Here is a 20,697-nt window from a genome sequence, read left to right as displayed (position 1 = left end):
CGGCAACACCGCCCCCAGCTGTACGAGCAGTTCCCCGCCGACAACGCGGTCGTCGGCACCACCACCCCCGAGCTCACCGCCTGGGCGGGCGGCGCCAACTCCTCGGGCAGCGCGGGCAATTACCAGTTCAAGGTCTACGACGCGAACAACGCCCTGGTCGCCGACTCGGGCCTGGTCACCACCGGCGACTGGACCGTGCCGGCCGGGAAACTGGCCTGGGGCAAGAACTACAACTGGGAGGTCCAGGCGTACGACTCGGCGACCGGGCTCTATTCGCCCGCCGATCCCTACGAGTTGTCCGTCCAGGTACCCCAGCCCGCCGTCACCTCGGAGCTGTCGCAGAACAGCAGCGACCACGGCTTCGACGCGTCCATCGGCAACTACACCACCTCCGACACGGACGCCTCGATCTCCACCGTCGGCCCGTCCCTCGACGTCGAGCGCGACTACAACTCCCGTGACCCGCGCTGGACCGGAGCCTTCGGTTCCGGCTGGTCGTCCATCTTCGACGCGCGCGCCACCGAGCAGTACAGCGCCGCCGGGGCCGTCACCAGCGTCAACGTCACCTATCCGGACGGCTCACAGGTCGGCTACGGCAAGAACAGCGACGGCACCTTCGCCCCCGGCACCGGCCGCTGGGCCACGTTCGCCACGGTCAGCACCGGCGGCTACCGCCTGACCGACAAGGACGACACGGTCTACGCCTTCACCACCCTGCTGACGTCGGGCAACTACGGCCTCACCACCGTCACGGACGCCAACGGGCGCTCCATCGCGCTCACCTGGAACACCAGCCACCAGGTCACGCAGATGAAGTCCACCGTGTCCGGCCGCACCCTGAACCTCGCCTGGTCCACCCCGTCCGGCGCCCTCGCCGCGCACGTCGCGACCGTGACCACCGATCCGGTCGGCGTCGACGCGAACGGCAAGCCCGATCCGGCGACCGTGCTGACCTGGAACTACGGTTACACCGGCGACCAGTTGACCACCGTGTGCGCGCCGTCGTCGACGACGAAGTGCACGGCATACGGCTACACGACCGGCTCGCAGTACCAGAACGCCTCCCTCGACCTCGACCCGAGCGCGGCCTGGCCGCTCACGGAGAGCTCCGGCACCACCGCCAAGGACGCGGTCCTCGCCAACGAGGGCACCAAGAACGCCACGTACGAGAACGTGACGCTCGGCGCGGCAGGACCGCTCACCGGCTCCTCCTCCACCGCGGCCACCTTCAACGGCACCACCTCCGACGTCGCGCTGCCGAAGAACACCGGCAACGACACCGACTCGGGCGCGCTGTCCCTGTGGTTCAAGACCTCGGGCGGAGCGGGCGTGCTCTACTCGTACGCCTCCCAGCCGATCAGCTCGGTGAAGGCGGCCGGCTTCTACACGCCGTCGGTCTACGTCGGCACCGACGGCAAGCTGAACGCCGAGTTCTGGTACAGCGGCGGCATCAACCCGATCGTGTCCTCGGCGTCCGTGGCCGACGGCAAGTGGCACCACGTGGTGCTGAGCGCAGCGGGCAACTCGCAGACGCTGTTCCTGGACAACACGAAGGTCGGCTCGCGCACCGGCACCGTCTCCATCAAGAGCGCGGTGGCCTTCGGCAAGAACCAGGTCTTCAACTACCTCGGTACCGGCTTCCTCGGCGGCAGCTGGCCCGACGAGCCGCACAGCAGCACCACCGACGGCACCGGGACCGCGACCTACTTCAACGGCTCGATAGCCGACGCCGCCTGGTACGGACGGCCGTTGGTCGCCGCCGACGTCAACTCCCTCTACCAGTACGGCACTCACTCCTCCAGCCTGCTCACCTCGGTCAAGCGCCCGTCCGGCAAGTCCTTCGCCACGATGACGTACGACCCGGCGACCACGACGCTGACGCAGCTCACCGACGAGAACGGCGGCGTCTGGAAGCTGGCCGCGCCCACGGTCGCCGGCTCCAGCCAGACCTACCGCGGCGCGGTGCTCGGCGGCGGGCCCGCGGGCTACTACCGGCTCGGCGAGGCGGCCGGCGCGGCCGCGGCCCTCAACGAGGTGCACGGCGGCAACGGCACGTACAGCGGGGTGACACTCGGCGCGACCGGCCCGTTCAGCGACTCCAAGGCCGCGACCTTCGACGGCAGCGCCTCCTACGTCGAACTGCCGACCTCCGTGCAGTTCGGCACCAGCGACCGCAGCCTCGAACTCTGGTTCAAGACCGCCACCAAGGGCGTCATCGTCGGCGCCCAGTCGACGGCGATCTCCGGGGCGACCACCACGTCCGGCACCTGGGCGCCCCTGCTGTACGTCGGCAGTGACAACAAACTGCACGGCCACTACTACTCGGGCAGCGGCTCCGGCTCCACGGCGTTCGGCTCGACCGGCACGGTCACCGACAACACCTGGCACCACGTGGCCCTCACGGTCTCCGGCGCCACCCAGACCCTGTACCTGGACGGCGTCCAGCAGTCCAGCTACTCCGGCACCCCGGCCGACCAGACCTACACCCACCTCTACCTGGGCGCCGGTTTCGCCAAGAGCTGGCTCGACTCCCCGGGAGACGTCAGCCACTTCACCGGTTCGATCGCCGACGCGGCCTTCTACCACTCGGCGCTCAGCGCGGCCGACGTCGCCGCACACGTCGAGGCGGCGAAGAACTCCAGCGGGCTGCTCCCGGTGGAGACGGTCAAGGTGACCTCGCCGACGACCTCCACGCTGACGTACACCTACGACGTCACCAACGGCAACCGCGCCCTGACCGAGACCGACGGCCTCGGCAACAGGACGAGCTTCGGCTACGACACGGCCGGCTTCGAGCACACGGTCACCGACCCCAACGGCGCGGTCAGCACCACCGGCCACGACGTCCGCGGCAACATCGTCTCGTCCACGTCCTGCCAGGACCAGGTCGCCAACAAGTGCGACACCGAGTACTACACGTACTACCCGGACGACACGACCGCCCAGCTGACCACCGCCGACCCGCGCAACGACCAGCTGCTGACCGAGCGCGACGGCCGCTCCGCGTCCGCGACGGACACCACGTACCTGACGTCGTACGCCTACGACTCGGCGGGCAACCAGACCACCGTCACCGGCCCGGCCGTCCCCGGCTTCCCGGCCGGCCGCGCGACGACCACCGTCTACAGCGACGGCACCAGCACCTACCCGTCCGCCGACGGCGGGGTCGTGCCCAAGGGTCTGCCGGTGAAGACGGTCAGCCCCGGCGGCGCGGTCAACTCGGTGTCGTACCTCGCGAACGGCGACGTCGCCTCCACCACGGACGCCATCGGCCTGGTCACGTCGTACACCTATGACGGCGTGGGCCAGGTGCTCAGCCAGAAGGTCGTCTCCGACACCTACCCGGCCGGCCTGACCACGAGCTACGAGTACGACAAGAACGGCCAGGTGGTCACCGAGCGCGACCCGAAGATCTCCGACCGCGCGCAGGGCGCCGACCACGCCGCCGTCTCCAGCACGGTCTACGACGACGACGGCGACGTCCTCTCCCAGACCGTCGCCGACGCGCAGGGCGGCGACTCCCCGCGCACCGAGACCCAGACCTACGACGCCTACGACCGCCTGGCCACCGAGTCCGACGCCAACGTGGCGGCGGGCACGTCGTACGGCAACACGACGACGTACACGTACGACACCTCCGGCAACAAGACCAAGGAGGTGACGAGCGCCGGCAACGAGACCGACTACACGTACGACGACAACGGCAACCTGCTCACGCAGTCGCTGATGTACACCGGCGACCCCGTCAGCCCGCAGACCGCGGCCAAGCTGGTGGAGTCCTCGCGGGCCTACGACCCGGCCGACCGGCTGGCGTCGATCACGGACGCGATGGGCAACAAGACGTCGTACACCTACACCGACGACGGCCTCACCGCGACGGTGAAGAAGACCAGCTCCGACGGCACCGGCACGTACGTCCTGGAGTCGGACACCTACGACGCGGCCGGCAACCTGCTCAGCCAGGCGACCGACAACGGCGAGACCGTCACCCAGTACACGGTCGACGCCTCCGACCGCACGACGTCGACGACCGTCGACCCGACCGGTGTCGACCGGGTGTCGTCCGTTTCGTACACCCCGGACGACCAGGTGGCGTCGGAGAACGACCACGACTCGACCGGTTACGACCACACCACCACCGACTCGTACGACGACATGGGCAACCTGCTCAGCGAGACGCTGTACGGCGACTCCTCGGGGCACCCGGCGGGCTGGTGGAAGCTGAACCAGACGTCCGGCAGATCCGTCACCGACGCGTCCGGCACCGGCAACACCGCCACCGCCGGACCGGGCGTGACCTGGTCCGACGACGCCGCCCAGTTCAGCGGCGACACCTCGGGCAACGGCGACATCATCGCCACCAACGGCCCGGTCCTGGACACCAGTTCCTCCTACACCGTCTCGGCGTGGGTGAAGCTGTCGGACACCTCGACGTTCCGCACCTTCGTCGCGCAGGGCGGCACCAACCGCTCGTCCTTCTACCTCCAGTACTCCTCCAGCCAGGGCGTCTACCGCCTGATCTCACCCAGCACGGACTCCTCCGGCACCCCGTCGGCGTACTACAACGCCTACGCCTCCAGCGCCCCGGCGCTGAACACCTGGACCCAGCTGGTCGGCGTCTTCGACGCGTCGACCGGCACCATGAACCTGTACGTCAACGGCACGCTCGCGGGCACCGCGAGCAACCCGGCCCCGTGGACCGGCTCCGGCCCGCTGTCCATCGGCGGCGCGAAGACCGCCTCGGGCGCCGTCAGCAACGCGGTGAACGGCGCGGCCAGCAACGTCCAGACCTACCAGCGCGCGCTGTCCGCGAGCGAGATCAACTCCCTGTACGGCAAGGGCCGTTCGGGCGGCACGGTCGGCTCGTCGAACCAGCAGACCACCACGTACACGTACGACAAGCGCGGCCTGCCCACGTCCATGACGGACCCCGAGCAGCACACCACCAGCTACGCGTACGACGAGGCCGGCAACCTCGCGGTCACCACCGCGCCGACGGTCCAGGCGGAGCCGGACGGCACCCCCGCGAGCGCCCAGCCCGTCAACCCGGTCACCACCAGCGGCTTCAACACCTTCGGCGAGGCGGTCGCGGAGAAGGACCCGCTCGGCCAGGTCACCACCACGGCCTACGACGCCGTCGGCAACAAGGTCAGCGAGACCCTCCCGTCGTACACCCCGGCCGGGGCGTCAACTCCCGATGCGGGCACGACGGTCTGGACGTACGACAGCGAGGGCAACCAGACCGGCGAGACCACACCCGGCGGCAGAACCACGTCGTACCTCTACGACCAGCTGGGCGACCTGGCCCAGATCACCGAGCCCGACGGCACCAAGACCCACGCCACCTACGACGCGGACGGCGAGCAGCGCACCGCGACGGACGGCACCGGCGCCCAGACCCAGGCGACCTACGACTACCTGGGCCGCCAGGCCACCTCGACGACCCTGGAGCGCTACCCGTCCACGCGCACGCTGACGACGCAGTACCTCTACGACGTCACCAGCGGCAACCCCTACGGCGCGCACGTCTCCTCGGTGAAGTCGCCCGGCAACGTGAGCACGTCGTACGCCTACAACCGCGCGGGTGACGTCACCTCGACGACGGACGGCGCGGGCAACTCCACCGCCTACGCCTACGACTTCGACGACAACAACACCAAGACCACGCTGGCGGACGGCAGTTACACGGTCACCGACTACAACGCCGACGACGACCCGACGGCGACCCGCAGCTACGACGCCAACGGCACGCTCCTGTACGGCACTTCGCAGCAGTACGACGGCAACGGCAACCTGACCGCCGCCACCGACGCCAACCAGCACACCACCCGCTGGACCTACGACGCGGCGGGCACGATCACCCAGCAGGTAGAACCGGTGGACGCGACAACGTCGATCACCACGTCGTTCGGCTACGACGCGGCCGGCAACCGCACCCGCTTCACCGACGGCCGCGGCAACTCCTGGCGCTACACGTACACCCCGTGGGGCCAGCAGGAGAAGACGATCGAGCCGACGACGTCCCAGTACACGTCGGCCGCGGACACGACGACGACCCTGGCCTACGACGCGGACGGCAACGTCACCTCGGCCACCGCACCCGGCGGCACGACGACGTCGATGACGTACGACGCCAACGACCAGCTCAAGACCATGACGGGCGCGGGCGCGGAGGCGGCGAGCGCGAAGCACAGCTTCTCCTACGACGCGGACGGCCGCGTGACGTCGGCGGACACGGACACGGCCGGCACGGCGGGCGCCGTCGACTACCAGGCGTCCACGCACGACGCGTTCACCTACGACGACCGCGGTGACGTGCTGTCGGCCTCGGGTTCGGCGGGTTCGTCGAGCTTCACCTACAACGACGACGGCTCGATGCTCAGCCGCACGGACGCGGCGGGCACCCAGTCGTACGGCTACGACACGGCGGGCCGGCTTTCCACGCTCGACGACGCGGCGAGCGGCACCCATCTCTCGTACACGTACGACCAGTTGAACGACCTGAAGACGATCAAGTACGGGAGCACCGGCCAGACCCGCACGTTCACCTACAACAGCGCGCACGAGTTGTCGAACGACGTCCTGGTCCAGGGCGCGTCGACGCTGTCGAGCTTCGCCTACGGCTACGACAACAACGGCAACCTGACGTCGAAGACGACGGCGGGGGTGACGGGCGCGTCGGCGAACACGTACGCGTACGACTGGTCGGACCGCCTGACGTCCTGGAACAACGGCACGACCACGACGGCGTACCAGTACGACGCCTCGGGCAACCGGGTGCGGGTCGGCTCGGACGTGTACACGTACGACGCCCGCGACCAGCTGACGTCGGACGGCACGAACTCCTACGCGTACTCGGCGCGCGGCACGATGACCTCGGAGTCGTCGACGGCGAACGGCACGGCCGCGTTCAGGACGGACGCGTTCGGCGGCCAGATCGTGGCGGGCGAGCAGTCGTACACGCTGGACGCGCTGGGCCGGAACATCACGGACACCGACACGGCGGCGTCCTCGACCCGGGCGTTCGCCTACTCGGGCGCGGACAACACGATCGCGACGGACGGGGACGCGTCGTACACCTACGACCCGGGCGGCGGCCTGGTAGGCATCAAACAGACGGGCTCCTCAACCGGGGCACTGGCCCTGACGGACCTGCACGACGACGTGGTGGGGACGTTCGCATCCGGCGCGACGACGCTGTCGGGCTCGGCGACCTACGACCCGCTGGGCAAGGTCACGGCGACGCTGACGCTGATCGGCCACCTGGGCTTCCAGTCCGGCTGGACGGAACCGGGCACAGGCGACGTCGGCACGGCCTCACGCTGGTACAACCCGGACACGGGCGAGTTCCTGAACAAGGACAGCGTCTCGCTGGACGCGACCCCGGACTCGGTGGCGGCGAACCCCTTCGCCTACGTCGACGACAACCCGATGGTGGGCACGGACCAGTCCGGACACTGCTCCATGTGGAGCTTCTCGTGCGACGTGAAGAAGGCCAAGCACGCGGTCAAGAAGGTCAAGCACGCGGCGAAGGCCGTCTACCACGCGGCCAAGCACGTGGCCAAGAAGGTCGTCCACGCCGTGAAGCACGCGGCCAAGAAGGTCGTCCACAAGGTGAAGGACGTCTACCGCGCGACGGTGCGGGTGACGCGGCGGGTCTACCACTACACGGTCAGACACGTGAAACGCGTGTACCACGCGGCAGTTCACGCGGTCCATACGGCGTACCACAAGGTGTCGAAGGCGGCGCACCGCGTCGTCCACACGGTGAAGAAGGCGGCCCACAAGGTCGCCCACGCGGTGAAGAAGGCGGCGAAGGCGGTCGCGCACGCGACGCGGACGGCGTACCACGCGACGGTGAAGGCGGTGAAGACCACCGCGAAGTTCGTCAAGAACCACGCGGCGGCGATCACCTCGATCGTGGTCTCCACGGCGGTCTTCGCGGGCTGCGAGGCGGCGACGTGGGGCGTGGGCACGATCGGCTGCGCGGCTCTGGCGGGTGCGGCGGGTTCGCTGGTCGAGCAGGGCTTCAAGTGCGCGGAGAACGGCGGCGGCGACTGCAGCGCGGGCGCGTTCGCGGGCTCGGCGGTGGAGGGGGCGGTGAGCGGGGCGCTGGGCGGGGCCCTGGGTTCCCTGGGCGGAAAGCTCCTGGCGAAGGCAGCTCCGAAGGCGATGGAGGTCGTTGGCGGCCTGTTCGGCAAGGGGGCGAGTGAGGCCGGGGAGGCCGGGGCTGCGGATGCCACGGATGAGGCGGCTTCGGCGGCGGAGAGTGAGGGGGCGGGGACCAAGTCTCAGTCCCAGTCGGGTAGTTGCCCCCACAGCTTCACGGGCTCGACCCGGGTGTTGATGGCCGACGGTACGACCAAGGCGATCGAGCAGATGAAGGTCGGCGACACGATCGCCAACTCGGTGCCCGGGGTTACGAGTACGGAGGCACACAAGGTCACCGCGGTGATCGTGACCCACACGGACCACGACTTCGTCGATCTGACGATCAAGGCGACGGCGGTGGCCGGCGCGAAGAAGGGCGTGAAGGCCGGGGCGAAGTCCCTGGGCAAGAAGGTCGCCCGCAAGGCGGCGTTCGGCCTGGCGGCGTCGGCAGCGGTACTGGGTGCCCTGGGCGCGAGCCACGGCCACGGCGCCGATCAGGCACCAGCGACCAAGACGGTCGCGGCGGTCTCCTCGGCGACGTCTGGGCAGAGCACCAAGGCTGCCCAGGGCGGTTCGTCCGATGCGCAGGGCGCGCACCTGACGACGACCTTCCACCACCCGTTCTACGACGAGACCCAGTCGGCGTTCGTCGAGGGGAAGGACCTGAAGGCCGGGGACGTCCTTCAGACGCCGACCGGGACGGCGGAGGTCACCGGTGTCCGGCTGTACCACGCGAACACCACTACGTACGACCTGACGATCGGCAGCCTTCACACCTACTTTGTGCAGGCTGGCAGCACGTCAGTCCTTGTCCACAACTGTGATGCGGAGAAGATCGCAGCAGGAGCCAAGAGCCTTGCTGACGACATCCACCAGAGCATCCCGAGCTCGTTTGCGCGAGACGTGTTCAGAACGACAGCAGTGACTGCTGCCCGTAGGGCTGATGGCTCGCTCGTCCACGTAGTCTCAGGTGCTGGTCGGGGGTTGGAGAAGGCGCAAGTTGACTACATTAGTTCCCTTGGGCGTTCGGACATCGAGATCGCGACCAACATGGAAGGGGCTCATGCGGAGGCGACAGCAGTCCACTACATGGCGCAAAATGACCTGACACCAGTGGCTGGTGGTGTGTCGCGCAATGCCTGTGCCCCCGACGGCTGTGAGGACTTCCTCGGCCAGGTGGGTGCGGAGATGACTGGACCAGTCACCCCTGGCACCAGTGCGAAGATTCCAGGGCAGTCCATGTACGTCTGGCGAGGCCATGAGGCGTGGACGAATTTCTTGGCGGCGGCGGGTTATCGGTGAACGGAATGGTGAGTTAGTTGGACTGGCGGGATGACGAAACGTTGTCGACTCAGATCCGTGCCATGTCGCGAAAGCAGCGCAATCAGGCCGCGTGCCTTGCTCTACGCAGACTGCAGGCGCCACTCCTCAGGATCGCCATGCCGGAGGAGTGGGGAGTGGACCCTGCGGCAGTCGATTCCCTGATCCGAACTGGCCAGGCGCAGATGGATGGGGAGATCAATGGAGGGCTGCAGCAGGCCATCATCGAACTCCGCTCTGCACCATTGTTTGAGTCCGATATCGAGCCGGAGTTCACTGAGAGCTTCCAGTTGGAGGCCATTAATGGCTGGCTCATGCTTGGGGAAGCGCTGGGAGAGCTGAGCGAGATCCAAACCGACAGGGTGATTTACCTTGCGCGGGAGTTGGCCGACTACCTTGACAAGTATATGGATAGTTCGCTCACCGTGGTCGAAGGGGAAGGAGACCGCGAGCGCTATCTAAGTAGTGCTGACCAGCACTTCCTTTCGTATGGTTTGGGATATTTCGGCACCAGGAATCTAGAAGTTGAAAGTGCCTGTCATGAGACTATCCTGACTGCGCCCGAAAATGATGATCTACTCTCCTCCGTGATGGGCCGTCAACTGTTGGATCTCTGCGATGAATACAGCGATCGGCTTGCTTTGGCTCTTACCGCATTCCTGGTGGAGTGATTGGTGAGCCGAGAGGGGTATTTCGGCGTGGATGCTTTCTTGGTGTGAACTTGATGACGTTATTCACCTCGTGTACGACATGATTCGCCCACTGTCTGGTTGTTGCTGCTACGCCTGGGGTTCTGGTACCCGTGCAGGCTGACATCTGAGGTTGTTTCGGTCAGTGGCCGTGCGAAAGGGGCAGGCCGTGATGTGTGTGGACATCAGAGGTGTCACGACCGACGTGCTTCCTCATGGACCTGCGCTGAGAGCGAGCAGGTTCGGAAGGGCTTCCCTCTGACGTTTCACATGCGTACGGGTACTTCAACGTGACCCCTTTGCCGTAGCCGCCGAGACGGCACGTCTCCTTGCTCTAACTGTGGGTTCCGGGATCGGGCAATGCGTGCGAGGCCTGGAAGGATGCTGCGGTTGTTGTCGGCCGACGGCGGCCATTGGATATGCGCGATGAGAACCGGATGCAGATCGTGCCTCCTTCCGGTTCGAAATGGCCATCTTTTTAGCATGGTCGATTCAGCTCGACGGTGCGGATCCACTCCCGGCCTGGGCAGGTCTGCGTCGGTCGAGAGTTCGATGGGTAGTTCGTTGCTCTGGTTGGCGGGTGAACCTTTTGATGTCTACGGAGATGGTACCGATGAGTCAGATTAGGTAGTGATCACCTTGACAGGTGATGATTTGTGGTAGCCCGCAGGCTATGACGAGAGGCGGTCTGGTGGGCCTCTGCGTGTTTGTATGGTGGGGAATTACTTCCTTCCGGTTTGCGTATTTCGTTCTCAATAATTTCCCTGCGCGGGTGTGTGGTATCGATGGAGCAGTTGAGTGTGCGGCGTGGTTCAAAGTCGAAGATCGCCTGAAGACGGGCGCAGAGATTCTGGTGCGGTAGCACGGGATGCTGCATAGGATCAATGCTTTCGACTGCTTCTCTCTCCCGGCAGGCTGAAAGCGTAGGAGAGATGCTGAGCGTCGCTTGATGCTCGGGCCAATGAAAATTCCCTTTGAGGAATTGGATGACAGGGAGTCACATGGGAAAGCCCGGTCGAGGCGTTCTCTCCGTCTCTGTGCGGGCCGCACTCGCCCTCGGAGTGATCGTCGGCCAGTACCTGCTGGCCTTGGCTGTTCTTGCCGTGCTGGCTGTCGTCGATGTTTTTCTCATCCGCAGTGGGCAGCTCTTCACGTTCAATGTCCTTGAGGGACTGGTCGGTTCCGTGGCGATCGCCTGGGTGGTCGTGCGGAGTGTGTTTCTCGTGCGCAGAGCCGAGCGCGCGAACCAGCCCGCGGCGCTTCCTCTGACCTCGGCGGAACAGCCCGGACTCTGGCGTCGGGTACGTGAGATCGCCGAGCAGGTGGGGACCCGGCCGCCGACGGAGTTGCTCCTGACCGCGGACGCCACGGCCCTCGTTCAGCACGGTGGCCGGCTGTGGGGACTCGTCCCGGGGGAGCGACGCCTCTACATCGGCGCTCCGCTGCTGATCGGGTTGTCCGCAGGAGAGTTGGACGCCGTACTCGCTCATGAAATGGGGCATTACGCGAACAGCGACGTCCGACTGGAGGCGTTGGTCTGGGCGGCGCGTGACCGTCTGCTGCGCACCGTGCTGGCGCTGAGCGGGAACAGCGCGAAAGGCACGAAGGACGGAAAGGACGGAAAGGAGGGAAAGGGCGGAAAGGGAGCGGCCGACGGCCCGGATCACTATCTGGCCAAGGTCTTCATCCCCTACGCCCGGTTCTCCCTCCGCGCGACCCAGGCGGTGAGCCGCCGACAGGAGTTCGCCGCCGATCTGGTGGCCGCCCATGTCGCCGGCCGGGACAACGCGATCGCGGCGCTGCGCCAACTCCCGACTCTGGAGGGCGCTCACGACGTCTATCTGGCGCACTACGCGCTGATGGGGCGCACGGAGGGTTTCTTGCCGCCCGCCGGGCAAGTGCACGGTGGGTTGCTCCACTTCCTCGCCGACGGCCTACGCCAGGAAGAGATGTCCGAGTTGGTGCGTAACCCGCCTGCGGAGCCCTCGTCGCCGTACGACTCCCATCCGCCTGTCCTTGAGCGGATCGCCGCCATGGAGGCGCTGCCCGACGACATGCGGCAGGCCGATGTCGCGCGCGGCGGGGCGCTGGCCCTGCTGCGTGAACCGCACGGCGTCCTCGTGGAGTTGGAAGCCGCGTGGCCCGGTACCGCGAAGCCCGAGCCGCGACGTGTCGCCTGGCAGGAACTGGCACTGTGTGTCCGGCGCGCGAAGCACACGCGTCTTGCCGGGCCCTTGCGGGCGGCAGTGGGTCAGGCCGCCGCCGCGCGAGGCTGGGCCGTTGGCGCGCGCTCCGAGTTGGACGTGCTCCTGGACATGATCGATCGCGGACTGTGGTTCGAAGCCGCCGATCTGCTGCCCAAGTCGGAGGTGGCCGCGCGGAGCGGCGGCCGAGCGCGCCGGGAGTTCGCGCGTACGGCCTTCCGGTCCGCCCTGTACCACCTGTCCGTGTCCGCGCTCGCGGAGGCCGGGCACGTCACCTGGGAAGTGTGCTGGGCCGGCCCCGCCGTACGCGAGGTGGCGCCCGACGGTTTCGGCCAGGCGCTCAAGGTCGCCCTGGACGCCGCGACAGCGGATCCGCCCGATACCGCCCCGCTGCGTGGCCTGCTCACCGGTGTCCGACTCCGATGACCACCCCTGTAATCTCCACCCCTCCCGTGACTCCTTGGAAGACCTCGATGAATCCACTCGTCGCCATAGCCGGATCCGGCGTACTCGTCTACGCCGCCGTCACCTTCCCCCGCAACGTCCGCAAGGGCCGCGCCAAACGAGCCGAAGCGCAGGCGAAGAGCAAGCGCGTCGTCATCGACGCCGCCGCGTACGGCCTGGCTCCGGCCAACCAGCTCGACACCAGGTTCGCGGGACCCGACCCGGAGGCCGACGCCGTAGCGGAGAACGCCCTCGCCGGTGACTGGCGTCAGGCGGCCACGTATCTCGCGGCGGCCGGCCGGGACTGGGACCTGAGGTGGTACCGGGTGGGCATCCTCACCCACGCGGCCGCGAAGGACGACACCTGGCTCAAGGCCTGGCGTACCGAGTACCCGTACGACCCGGCCGCCGCCCTCGTACACGCCGACGCGCTGGTCACGATCGCCGGCGAGGTCCGTGGCGCCAAGCTCGCGAAGCTCACCTCGGCCGAGCAGTTCGAGGGCTTCCACCGGCTGTTGGCCGAGGCGCTGCCCGCCTGCCAGGAAGCCGCGCGGATGGCGCCGGACGATCCCAGCCCCTGGATCGCCCAGATCTCCATCGCCCTGGGCCTGGGCTGGTCGCACGACGAATTCCGCGCCTTGTGGGCCGAGATCACAGCCCGCGATCCGTACCACTACAGGGCCCACTGCAGCGCCCTCCAGTACTGGTGCGCCAAGTGGCGTGGCTCGCACGACTCGATGTTCGCGTTCGCCGAGCAGGCCGCGGCCTCGGCCCCGCCCGGCAGCCTGCTGCCCGCACTGCGTCTTGACGCGCTCTTCGAGTACGAGACCCGTGAGAATGACCTCACGGTCTACGAACGGCCGTATGTGAAGGCGGCCGTCGACGCCACGCTGGACGCGGTGGCCCAGATGCCGCCCGGACACTATCGGCTGCCGTCGATTCGGCACATGCTGGCCTACACCCTGTTCCGGACCAAGCGGTACGCGGAGGGAGTCGAGCAGTTCCACGCGGTCGGCCAGTACATCGGCAGCGTGCCGTGGAGCTATTTCGACGACCCGGTCAAGCAGTTCGTGTTCGCCCGGACCAACACCTTCGTCGAGTGGGAGAAGGCCGGTCGCCCCGCGGGCTTCAGCGGTCGCCCGTAGTCGTTTTGAGTACGTCTACGAAGGCGGCGAAGGTTCCCGCAGGGAACGTGAGCGTGGCCCCGGCCGGCGCCTTCGAGTCGCGTACGGATACGTGTGTGTACGCGGGGGAGCTGGCGATCTCAACGCACTCGTTGCCGTCTCCCTCGCCCGAGTAGGACGACTTCCGCCAGTTGTCCATGGAGTGCCCTACAGTTCCTTCGCCAGTTTGTGGATGAACTCGCGCGACTGTGCGGGTTCGAGTGATGAGGCCTCCACCATACGGAACCTCGTTCGGTAGGTGCTGAGTTGAGCCTCGGAATCCACGAGCAGCGAGCCGTGCGGGGCATCACGCAGCACCGTGTCCAGCTTGGGCACGGCGCCGCCCAGGTACGTCATCGTGCTGGAGGCTTTGGCGAAGTCGTCCACGTCGAAGGGGATCACGCGCAAGGTGATGTGGTCCGCTTCGGAAGACTGTAGAAGTCGGGTGAGTTGAGCCCTCGACGTGGCCCGGTTGCTGACTCTGATCCGAAGTGCCGCCTCGTGGATCACCGCTTCGTACGGGATGGTGCCCTTCTGGCGGGCCAGACGGTGCTGGACGCGCAACTCAAGCTCATCACTGGTGAGTTCGGGAAGTCGGGATGAGAAGACGGCGCGGGCGTAGTCCTCTGTCTGCAGGAGGCCGGGCACGTACAGGATCGTCACGTGGTGTTGAAACCGGGCGTGATGCTCCAGCTCCGACAGGTCCAGGAACGACGTGGGCAGTAGGCCCCGGTACTCCTCCCACCATCCCCGCGTCCGATCGGTGGCCATCTCGACCAGCGCGTCGATGAACTCCTCGTCCGTGCAGGCGTAGTGCGCGGCCAGCTGGCGCAGACGCTTCTCACTCACACCCGACGTGCCGGACTCGATCTGGCTGATCTGGACGGAGTTCACGCCCAGCAGCGCCGCCGCCTCGCGGGCGCTCAGGTCTGCCGCCTCGCGGAGTCTGCGCAGTTCGACTGCCAGCCGCATCTGACGTGCGGTCGGTTCGCGCTTGGTCGCCATCGACTGCTCCTCCTCGTTCGGGGGCAGATTACGCGATCGGCTTGCCGTTTCTTAAATCTAAGGTCTACCGTCGGTGATGCAACGCACACGCTGCGGAAGTGCACCACCCCGTCATGCCGCGACGGCCGTGGCAGAGCCACCGCGCGAACTCCCCTTCACCTGAACGGAGTTGACCCATGCCCGGAACCGAGCGCGAGATCGAACCCATCGCCCCCGCCCCCTGGGAGTACGCCCTCTCCATCCCCAACGACCCCCGAGCCGTCACCGTGAGCCGCCGCACCCTCCGCCTGATCCTCACCGTCCATGGACTCATCGGCCTGGTCGACACCGCCGAACTCATCGCGACCGAGCTGGTCTCCAACGCCGTACGGCATACCGACGGCCCCGCCGATCTGCGCGTCCAGTGGGCGGGCGGTGTGCTGCGGATCGGGGCGTGGGATGCCGATCCCGAACCCCCGCCCCCGTCAAGGCCGTTGGACCAGCTCGCGGAGTCCGAGGACGGGCGGGGGCTCGCGCTGGTCCGGGCCTGTTCCGATCAGTGGGGCTGGCAGCCGCTCGCCAGGCATGGCAGGCGTGGCAAGTACGTCTGGTGCGAACTGCTCGCCGTGTCCGGCGAGTCCGGCGCACCCGGTGCCTCCGCCGCGTAGGGACTCGGTCCCAACTCGCCCGCTCTGTCACCCCGGTTGCCCCGGAAGACGCGACCCACCGCGGACATCTACCGCAGATACGGATTCTGCTGAGCCGGCGCAGGAGTGGGAATCCCCATGTACCCCGGCTGCTTCGGTGTCGTCCTGTCGAACACCCCGAACAGCAGCAGCACGGCCGCGACGAGCATGCTCACGATCAGGGCCAGGCCGAGGAACGGGTCGTCGTCCCCGCTGCCGCGGACCGCTATCAGCGGCAGCGTCACGCACTCGTAGAGCGCGAAGGAGGCGACCGCGCCCCAGTCCGACACCCGGCCGCGGCGGATCGCGACGTACAGGAAGGGCACCCACATCAGTACGCCGCACGATCCCCAGGCGAGGACCACCCAGGCGATCCGCTGCCACCAACCGGCCTCGAGCCGTTTCTCCATGTCAACCCCCCAAGGTCGGGGCAAGATTAGGGCAACGGCCGTCGTGCGGGGGGACGAACGGCTCCGCGGAGCTCCGGGCGTTCGCCGAGATCCGCGCGCCAGGAGGGGGTTTGTCCGGTCCGCGTTCCCGGGGGCAGGAGTTTTTGCCGTGCCATGAGGGAATCTTGTGGCGTTCCAGGGGAGCTGTTTCCCGGACGAAAGGACGCCGTCGGTTACGTTGCGAACCGTTCAGGGCGCCCAAGCCCCGCGCGCGCACGGACAGTTCGGTGAGAACACGGACAGTTCGGGAGCAGCCGTACGCCGGACTGTCGTACGGCGTCGCCGCGCCGGGCTCGCGCCGCTTCAGGGGGCCTTCGGGGCTCGGTAACTTCCGCGGACGTCGTAGGCGTCCGCTTGTCATGAACAGGGGCGGGGATGGCAGAACACCGGCAGTCGAGGAAGCGCAGATACATCACGTGGGGCGTGGCCGGTGCCGCAGTCGTCGCGGGCGGCGGGATCGCCGCGACGAACTCGATGGCGGCCACCACCTGGCCCGCCCAGAAGACCTACACGGGCCGCGCCTTCGACACCTGCGCCGCGCCCTCCCTCGCCGCGATGAAGGCCTGGCACACCGACGGCGCCTACGGCGGGGCCGCCGTCTACATCGGCGGCAAGAACCGCGGCTGCAGCCAGCCCAACCTCACCGCGTCCTGGGTCAAGTCCCTCACCACGGTCGGCTGGAAGTTCATCCCGCTCTACGTCGGCTCGCAGCCGTCCTGCGGTTCCGGCGGCTCGGTGAAGATCAGCGCCTCCACGGCCGCGGCGGTCGGCAAGTCCGAGGCGGACGACGCGGTCGCCAAGTCCGCCGCGCTCGGCTTCAAGGCCGGCAGCCCGGTCTACCTGGACATGGAGTCGTACGACATCACGAACACGGCCTGCAACAACGCCGTGCTGACGTACGTCCGTGCCTTCGACAAGGAACTGCACGCCAAGATCTACCGCAGCGGCCTCTACGGCTTCTCCAGCTCCAGCGCCAAGGCGATCGCGACCGCGACCAACAAGACGGACCTGCCGGGCAACCTCTGGTACGCGCTGTGGGACAAGACGTACACGACGACCTCGGACTGGCCGTGGGGCTCCACCCAGTTCACCAGCCACAGCCGCGCGCACCAGTACCTGGTCAACAGCAAGGAGACCCGCGGCGGTTACACGATCACCGTGGACCGCGACACGTGGGACGCGCCGGTCGCCATCACCGGCTGAGGCGCGCGGAGAACGGGCCGATGGCTGAGGGGTGAAGGGGCAAGGGTCAAGGGTGAGGGGTGATGGCGATGAGGATGCTGCGGGTGTTGCGGGCGACGGGCGCGCCGGTGCTGCGGACGCCGGCCGTGCGGGTGGGGTTCGCCGCGCTGCCGGTCCTCAGCCTGGGCCTGTTGTGTCCCGTCCCGTCTCTCGTCCTCGCCCTGCGCCGTCGCACTCGCGCCGACTGGCTGGCGTTCGCCGGGTTCACCGCGGTCCTCGCGGCCTGGATCACCGAGGTCGCGCTGACGCCGGTCGACACGCACGGCGTGCTCTTCGGGGTGGACCTCCTGCTGATCACCCTGTCCATGGCGGGCGCCTCGGCGCACGCGTGGACGGCGTGGCCCCGGCGGGCGGGGCAGCGGGAGCGACGGTGGCCTTGGCGGTGGCGGTGGCGGTGGCTCGGCGCGCAGGCCGGGGTCGGGGCCGGGGCCGGGGTACCGGCGGGGGAGCGGGCCGAGGCTCTCGCGGTCGAGCCGGCGGGGGAGTGGGCGGAGGCCCTGGCGGTCGAGCGGCCGGAGGTCCCGATGGTCGAACGGCCGGAGGCCCCGGTGGTCGAGCGCGCGAAGGACGTGGTGGTCGAACGGGCTGAGGAGTAGCGGTACATGGCCAAGCAGGTCCGGCAGGTCACGCAGGCGCGTGCGGTCCCGGCGGGGAGACAGGGGCGGCTCAGCCGCGTGGGGCGCGCCGTGGTCGTCGGGCTGCGCTCGCTCGGCGGACGCACCATCGCCATGATCGCCGGCGCCGTCGCCGTAGCCCTCGCGGTGATCGTGACCGGGATCGTCCTCTCCCGGCACGACCCCAGCCGCCCGCCGATCCCCGCCACCCGGGCCCGGCACTACACCGAGACCGACGCCTGCCTGCTCACCGACCGTCAGGGCATCAACGGGAGCACCGCCGCCGCGGTCTGGAAGGGCATGCAGGACGCCTCGCTCAAGACGCACGCGCGCGTGAACTACACCTCGGTGACCGGCCAGCAGAGCGCCGCGAACGCCCGCCCCTTCCTCAACGCCATGCTCCAGGGCTCCTGCGAGGTCGTCCTCGCGGTGGGCGGCCCCGAGGTGACGGCGGCGCAGGAGACGACGGCGCGGTACCCGAAGCTGGGCTTCGTGCTGATCGGCAGCGGCGGTGGGGGCAAGGCCGGTACGAACGTGGCCTGGGTGCCCGACGGCGACGGGCTGCGCGCGGGTGTCGCCGCCGCGGTGGAACGAGCGGTCGACGCACAGAGCTGAGCCCACGCGTGCGTGCCGGTGCCCGAAGTCCTGGTGAATCGTTGGTCGAATGGGTTGGCCCCAGGCGACCCACTGCCTAACATCGATCACCGCAAGACTTTGTGCACCGTCGCACAATCTCCTCGGGAGGCTCCCTTGCACCGCCGCCGTCGCACCGCGCTCGTCCTCACCGCCGTGATCGCCGCCGCGGCCCCCGCCCTGACCGCCTGCGGCAGCGAGGCGCATCCCGGCGCCGCGGCCGTCGTGGGCGGGCAACGCATCACCGTCGCGCAGCTGCAGAGCCGGGTCAACGAGGTGCGCACGGCCCAGCGGTCGTCCGTCCAGAACGAGGCGCAGTACGAGCGCGCCATCGCCACCACCGGCGGCCTCACCCGCGAGACGCTCTACGGCATGGTCTTCGACCAGGTAGTCCACCGTGCCGCCCAGGACGCCGGGGTCACCGTCACCCGCAAGGACATCCAGGACATGCGGGCGGCCCTCGCCCAGCAGGCGGGCGGCGCCAAGGCCCTGGAGGCGACCTGGCTCGCCCAGTACGGCGTCCCCCCGCAGCGCCTCGACGAGAACCTCCGCCTCCAGGTGGAGGGCCGCAAGCTCGCCGCGAAACTCGGCACCGACACCACCCAGCCCGCCTTCTGGAAGGCCCTCTCCACCGCCTCCAAGGAACTCCACGTCGACCTCAACCCGCGCTACGGCACGTGGGACGTGGCCAAGAGCAGCCGGGTGGACGCGAAGACGCCGTGGGTGCGGGAGGTTACGGCGACGGCGACTCAGCAGTCGGCGTAAGGCGGCGTAACGGTACGGCGGGTCGGTCGGCAGTAGGCGGTAGGCGGGGCGGGCAGGTCGGAGGCCTGCCTGTGGACAACGGGGCGACTGCTCGCCGGCCTGTGGACAACTCCGGGGGTGTCGGCGGCGTGGGTTACGTTCGGTGGGTGAACGCAACCAGCCCCGCCCCCGAGGGCAACCCGGCACCCGTGCCCGAGGGCATCCCGGCCCCCACCCCCGGCCGCATCGTCCTGCTCACCACCAGCCACCGCGTCGCCCCCGGTCTGCTGTCCTGGCCCGCCTGGCAAGCGTTGCGCGACGCCGACCGGGTGCTGTGCGCGGACGGCGCGCATCCGCAGCTGCCGTATCTCCGTGAGGCCGGAATACAGGTGGACGAGGCGTCCCCGACCGCCGAGGAACTGGTCGCGGCCTGCGCGGACGGTTCCACGGTGGTGATCGTGGCCACGGGCGAGGGCGAACCGGCCCTGACCGACGGCCTGGCCCGCCTGGCGGGCTCGGGCCGGATCCAGATGCCGGACCTGGAACTGCTCCCCGCCTCCTACGACCTGCCCGGCGCCCGCCTCCTCGACCTCGTCCAGGTCATGGACCGCATCCGCGCCGAGTGCCCGTGGTCCTCCCAGCAGACCCACAAGGGCCTGGCGAAGTACGGCATCGAGGAGGCGTACGAACTCGTCGAGGCGATCGAGGAGGGCGACCGAGACGAACTCCGCGAGGAGCTCGGCGACGTCCTCCTCCAGGTCGTCTTCCACGCCCGCATCGCCGAGGAGGACCCCGACACCCCCTTCTCCATCGACGACGTGGCCGCCGGCATCGTCACCAAGCTGATCCACCGCCACCCCCATGTCTTCGGCGACGAAACGGCGTCAACTCCCGAGGAGGTCAAGGCGCATTGGCTCCGCACCAAGGCCGAGGAGAAGCGCCGCACCTCCATCACCGAGGGCATCCCCATGGGCCAGCCGGGCCTCGCCCTCGCGTCCAAGCTGGCATCACGCGTGCGTACGGCGGGACTTGAGGTGCCGTTGCCCACGGGGGACGACGGCATCGGGTACGAACTGCTGGCGCTGGCCGTGCGGGCGGAGGCGGCAGGGGTGGATCCGGAGGCTGCGTTGCGGGCGGCGGGGCGGGTTTATCGGGATGCGATCAGGGAGAAGGAGACCGGGGTCGGCAATGGGACTGTGACCGAAGGCTGAATCGGCGGCCCTCCGACTCAGTACCTTTGGCGTGGAGTCGTTGGAGTGTGCGCGGGGGCGAGTGTGGCGACGGACGTTGAGCGGTTGGCGGTGGACGGGGCGGGTCTCCTCGCGGAGGGGGCAGCCTCAACGGCTCTGTGGGTCCCGGTTCGTGACGGCTTCG

General features: G+C 68.4%; 13 protein-coding genes. 10 read left to right on the top strand and 3 right to left on the bottom strand.

The features are described 5' to 3' along the window. The first annotated feature begins 195 nt into the window (after nt 1–195). From R2B38_RS15690 to R2B38_RS15675, 4 genes are all read left to right on the top strand, one after another. Nucleotides 196–9,453, top strand: a complete 9,258-nt coding sequence (locus R2B38_RS15690) for a LamG-like jellyroll fold domain-containing protein (RefSeq protein ID WP_318016786.1) — start codon at nt 196–198, stop codon at nt 9,451–9,453. A 155-nt stretch (nt 9,454–9,608) separates the two neighbouring features. Next, on the top strand, nt 9,609–10,142 hold the full coding sequence (locus tag R2B38_RS15685; RefSeq protein ID WP_318016785.1) for a hypothetical protein: 534 nt from the start codon (nt 9,609–9,611) through the stop codon (nt 10,140–10,142). Between the two features lie 1,019 nt (nt 10,143–11,161). Then, complete coding sequence (locus R2B38_RS15680; RefSeq protein WP_318016784.1) at nt 11,162–12,790, top strand: M48 family metallopeptidase; 1,629 nt, start codon at nt 11,162–11,164, stop codon at nt 12,788–12,790. Nucleotides 12,791–12,837: 47 nt separating this feature from the next. Continuing rightward, entirely contained in the window at nt 12,838–13,953 is a 1,116-nt protein-coding gene (locus R2B38_RS15675; protein WP_318016783.1) for a hypothetical protein, read from the top strand. Here R2B38_RS15675 and R2B38_RS15670 read toward each other — a convergent pair. Beyond that, nucleotides 13,937–14,131, bottom strand: a complete 195-nt coding sequence (locus R2B38_RS15670; RefSeq protein ID WP_318016782.1) for a DUF397 domain-containing protein — start codon at nt 14,129–14,131, stop codon at nt 13,937–13,939. The genes R2B38_RS15675 and R2B38_RS15670 overlap by 17 nt on opposite strands. 8 nt (nt 14,132–14,139) lie before the next feature. Next, complete coding sequence (locus tag R2B38_RS15665; RefSeq protein WP_318016781.1) at nt 14,140–14,976, bottom strand: helix-turn-helix transcriptional regulator; 837 nt, start codon at nt 14,974–14,976, stop codon at nt 14,140–14,142. Between the two features lie 176 nt (nt 14,977–15,152). On the opposite strand from R2B38_RS15665, the gene R2B38_RS15660 reads away from it, so the two are divergent. Then, the gene (locus R2B38_RS15660) at nt 15,153–15,623 is read left to right on the top strand and encodes an ATP-binding protein (protein ID WP_318016780.1); all 471 of its coding nucleotides are present in this window, start codon (nt 15,153–15,155) and stop codon (nt 15,621–15,623) included. 68 nt (nt 15,624–15,691) lie between these two features. On the opposite strand, the gene R2B38_RS15655 is transcribed toward R2B38_RS15660, so the two are convergent. Continuing rightward, nucleotides 15,692–16,051, bottom strand: a complete 360-nt coding sequence (locus tag R2B38_RS15655; protein WP_318016779.1) for a hypothetical protein — start codon at nt 16,049–16,051, stop codon at nt 15,692–15,694. 414 nt (nt 16,052–16,465) lie between these two features. On the opposite strand from R2B38_RS15655, the gene R2B38_RS15650 reads away from it, so the two are divergent. The 5 genes from R2B38_RS15650 to R2B38_RS15630 all read left to right on the top strand — a co-directional run bounded on the left by R2B38_RS15650 (nt 16,466) and on the right by R2B38_RS15630 (nt 20,534). Further along, nucleotides 16,466–17,293 carry a glycoside hydrolase domain-containing protein gene (locus tag R2B38_RS15650; protein WP_318016778.1) on the top strand — a complete coding sequence of 276 codons (828 nt, stop codon included), beginning with the start codon at nt 16,466–16,468 and terminating at the stop codon, nt 17,291–17,293. 62 nt (nt 17,294–17,355) lie between these two features. After that, entirely contained in the window at nt 17,356–17,928 is a 573-nt protein-coding gene (locus R2B38_RS15645; protein ID WP_318016777.1) for a hypothetical protein, read from the top strand. Between the two features lie 6 nt (nt 17,929–17,934). After that, entirely contained in the window at nt 17,935–18,561 is a 627-nt protein-coding gene (locus tag R2B38_RS15640) for a hypothetical protein (protein WP_318016776.1), read from the top strand. A gap of 135 nt (nt 18,562–18,696) precedes the next feature. Continuing rightward, nucleotides 18,697–19,344 carry a SurA N-terminal domain-containing protein gene (locus R2B38_RS15635; RefSeq protein ID WP_318016775.1) on the top strand — a complete coding sequence of 216 codons (648 nt, stop codon included), beginning with the start codon at nt 18,697–18,699 and terminating at the stop codon, nt 19,342–19,344. A 146-nt stretch (nt 19,345–19,490) separates the two neighbouring features. Further along, on the top strand, nt 19,491–20,534 hold the full coding sequence (locus R2B38_RS15630) for a nucleoside triphosphate pyrophosphohydrolase (protein WP_411978456.1): 1,044 nt from the start codon (nt 19,491–19,493) through the stop codon (nt 20,532–20,534). Nucleotides 20,535–20,697 lie beyond the last annotated feature (163 nt).

This window comes from Streptomyces sp. N50, from assembly GCF_033335955.1.
Classification (GTDB): domain Bacteria; phylum Actinomycetota; class Actinomycetes; order Streptomycetales; family Streptomycetaceae; genus Streptomyces.
This window is presented reverse-complemented; position numbering and strand designations above follow the sequence as displayed.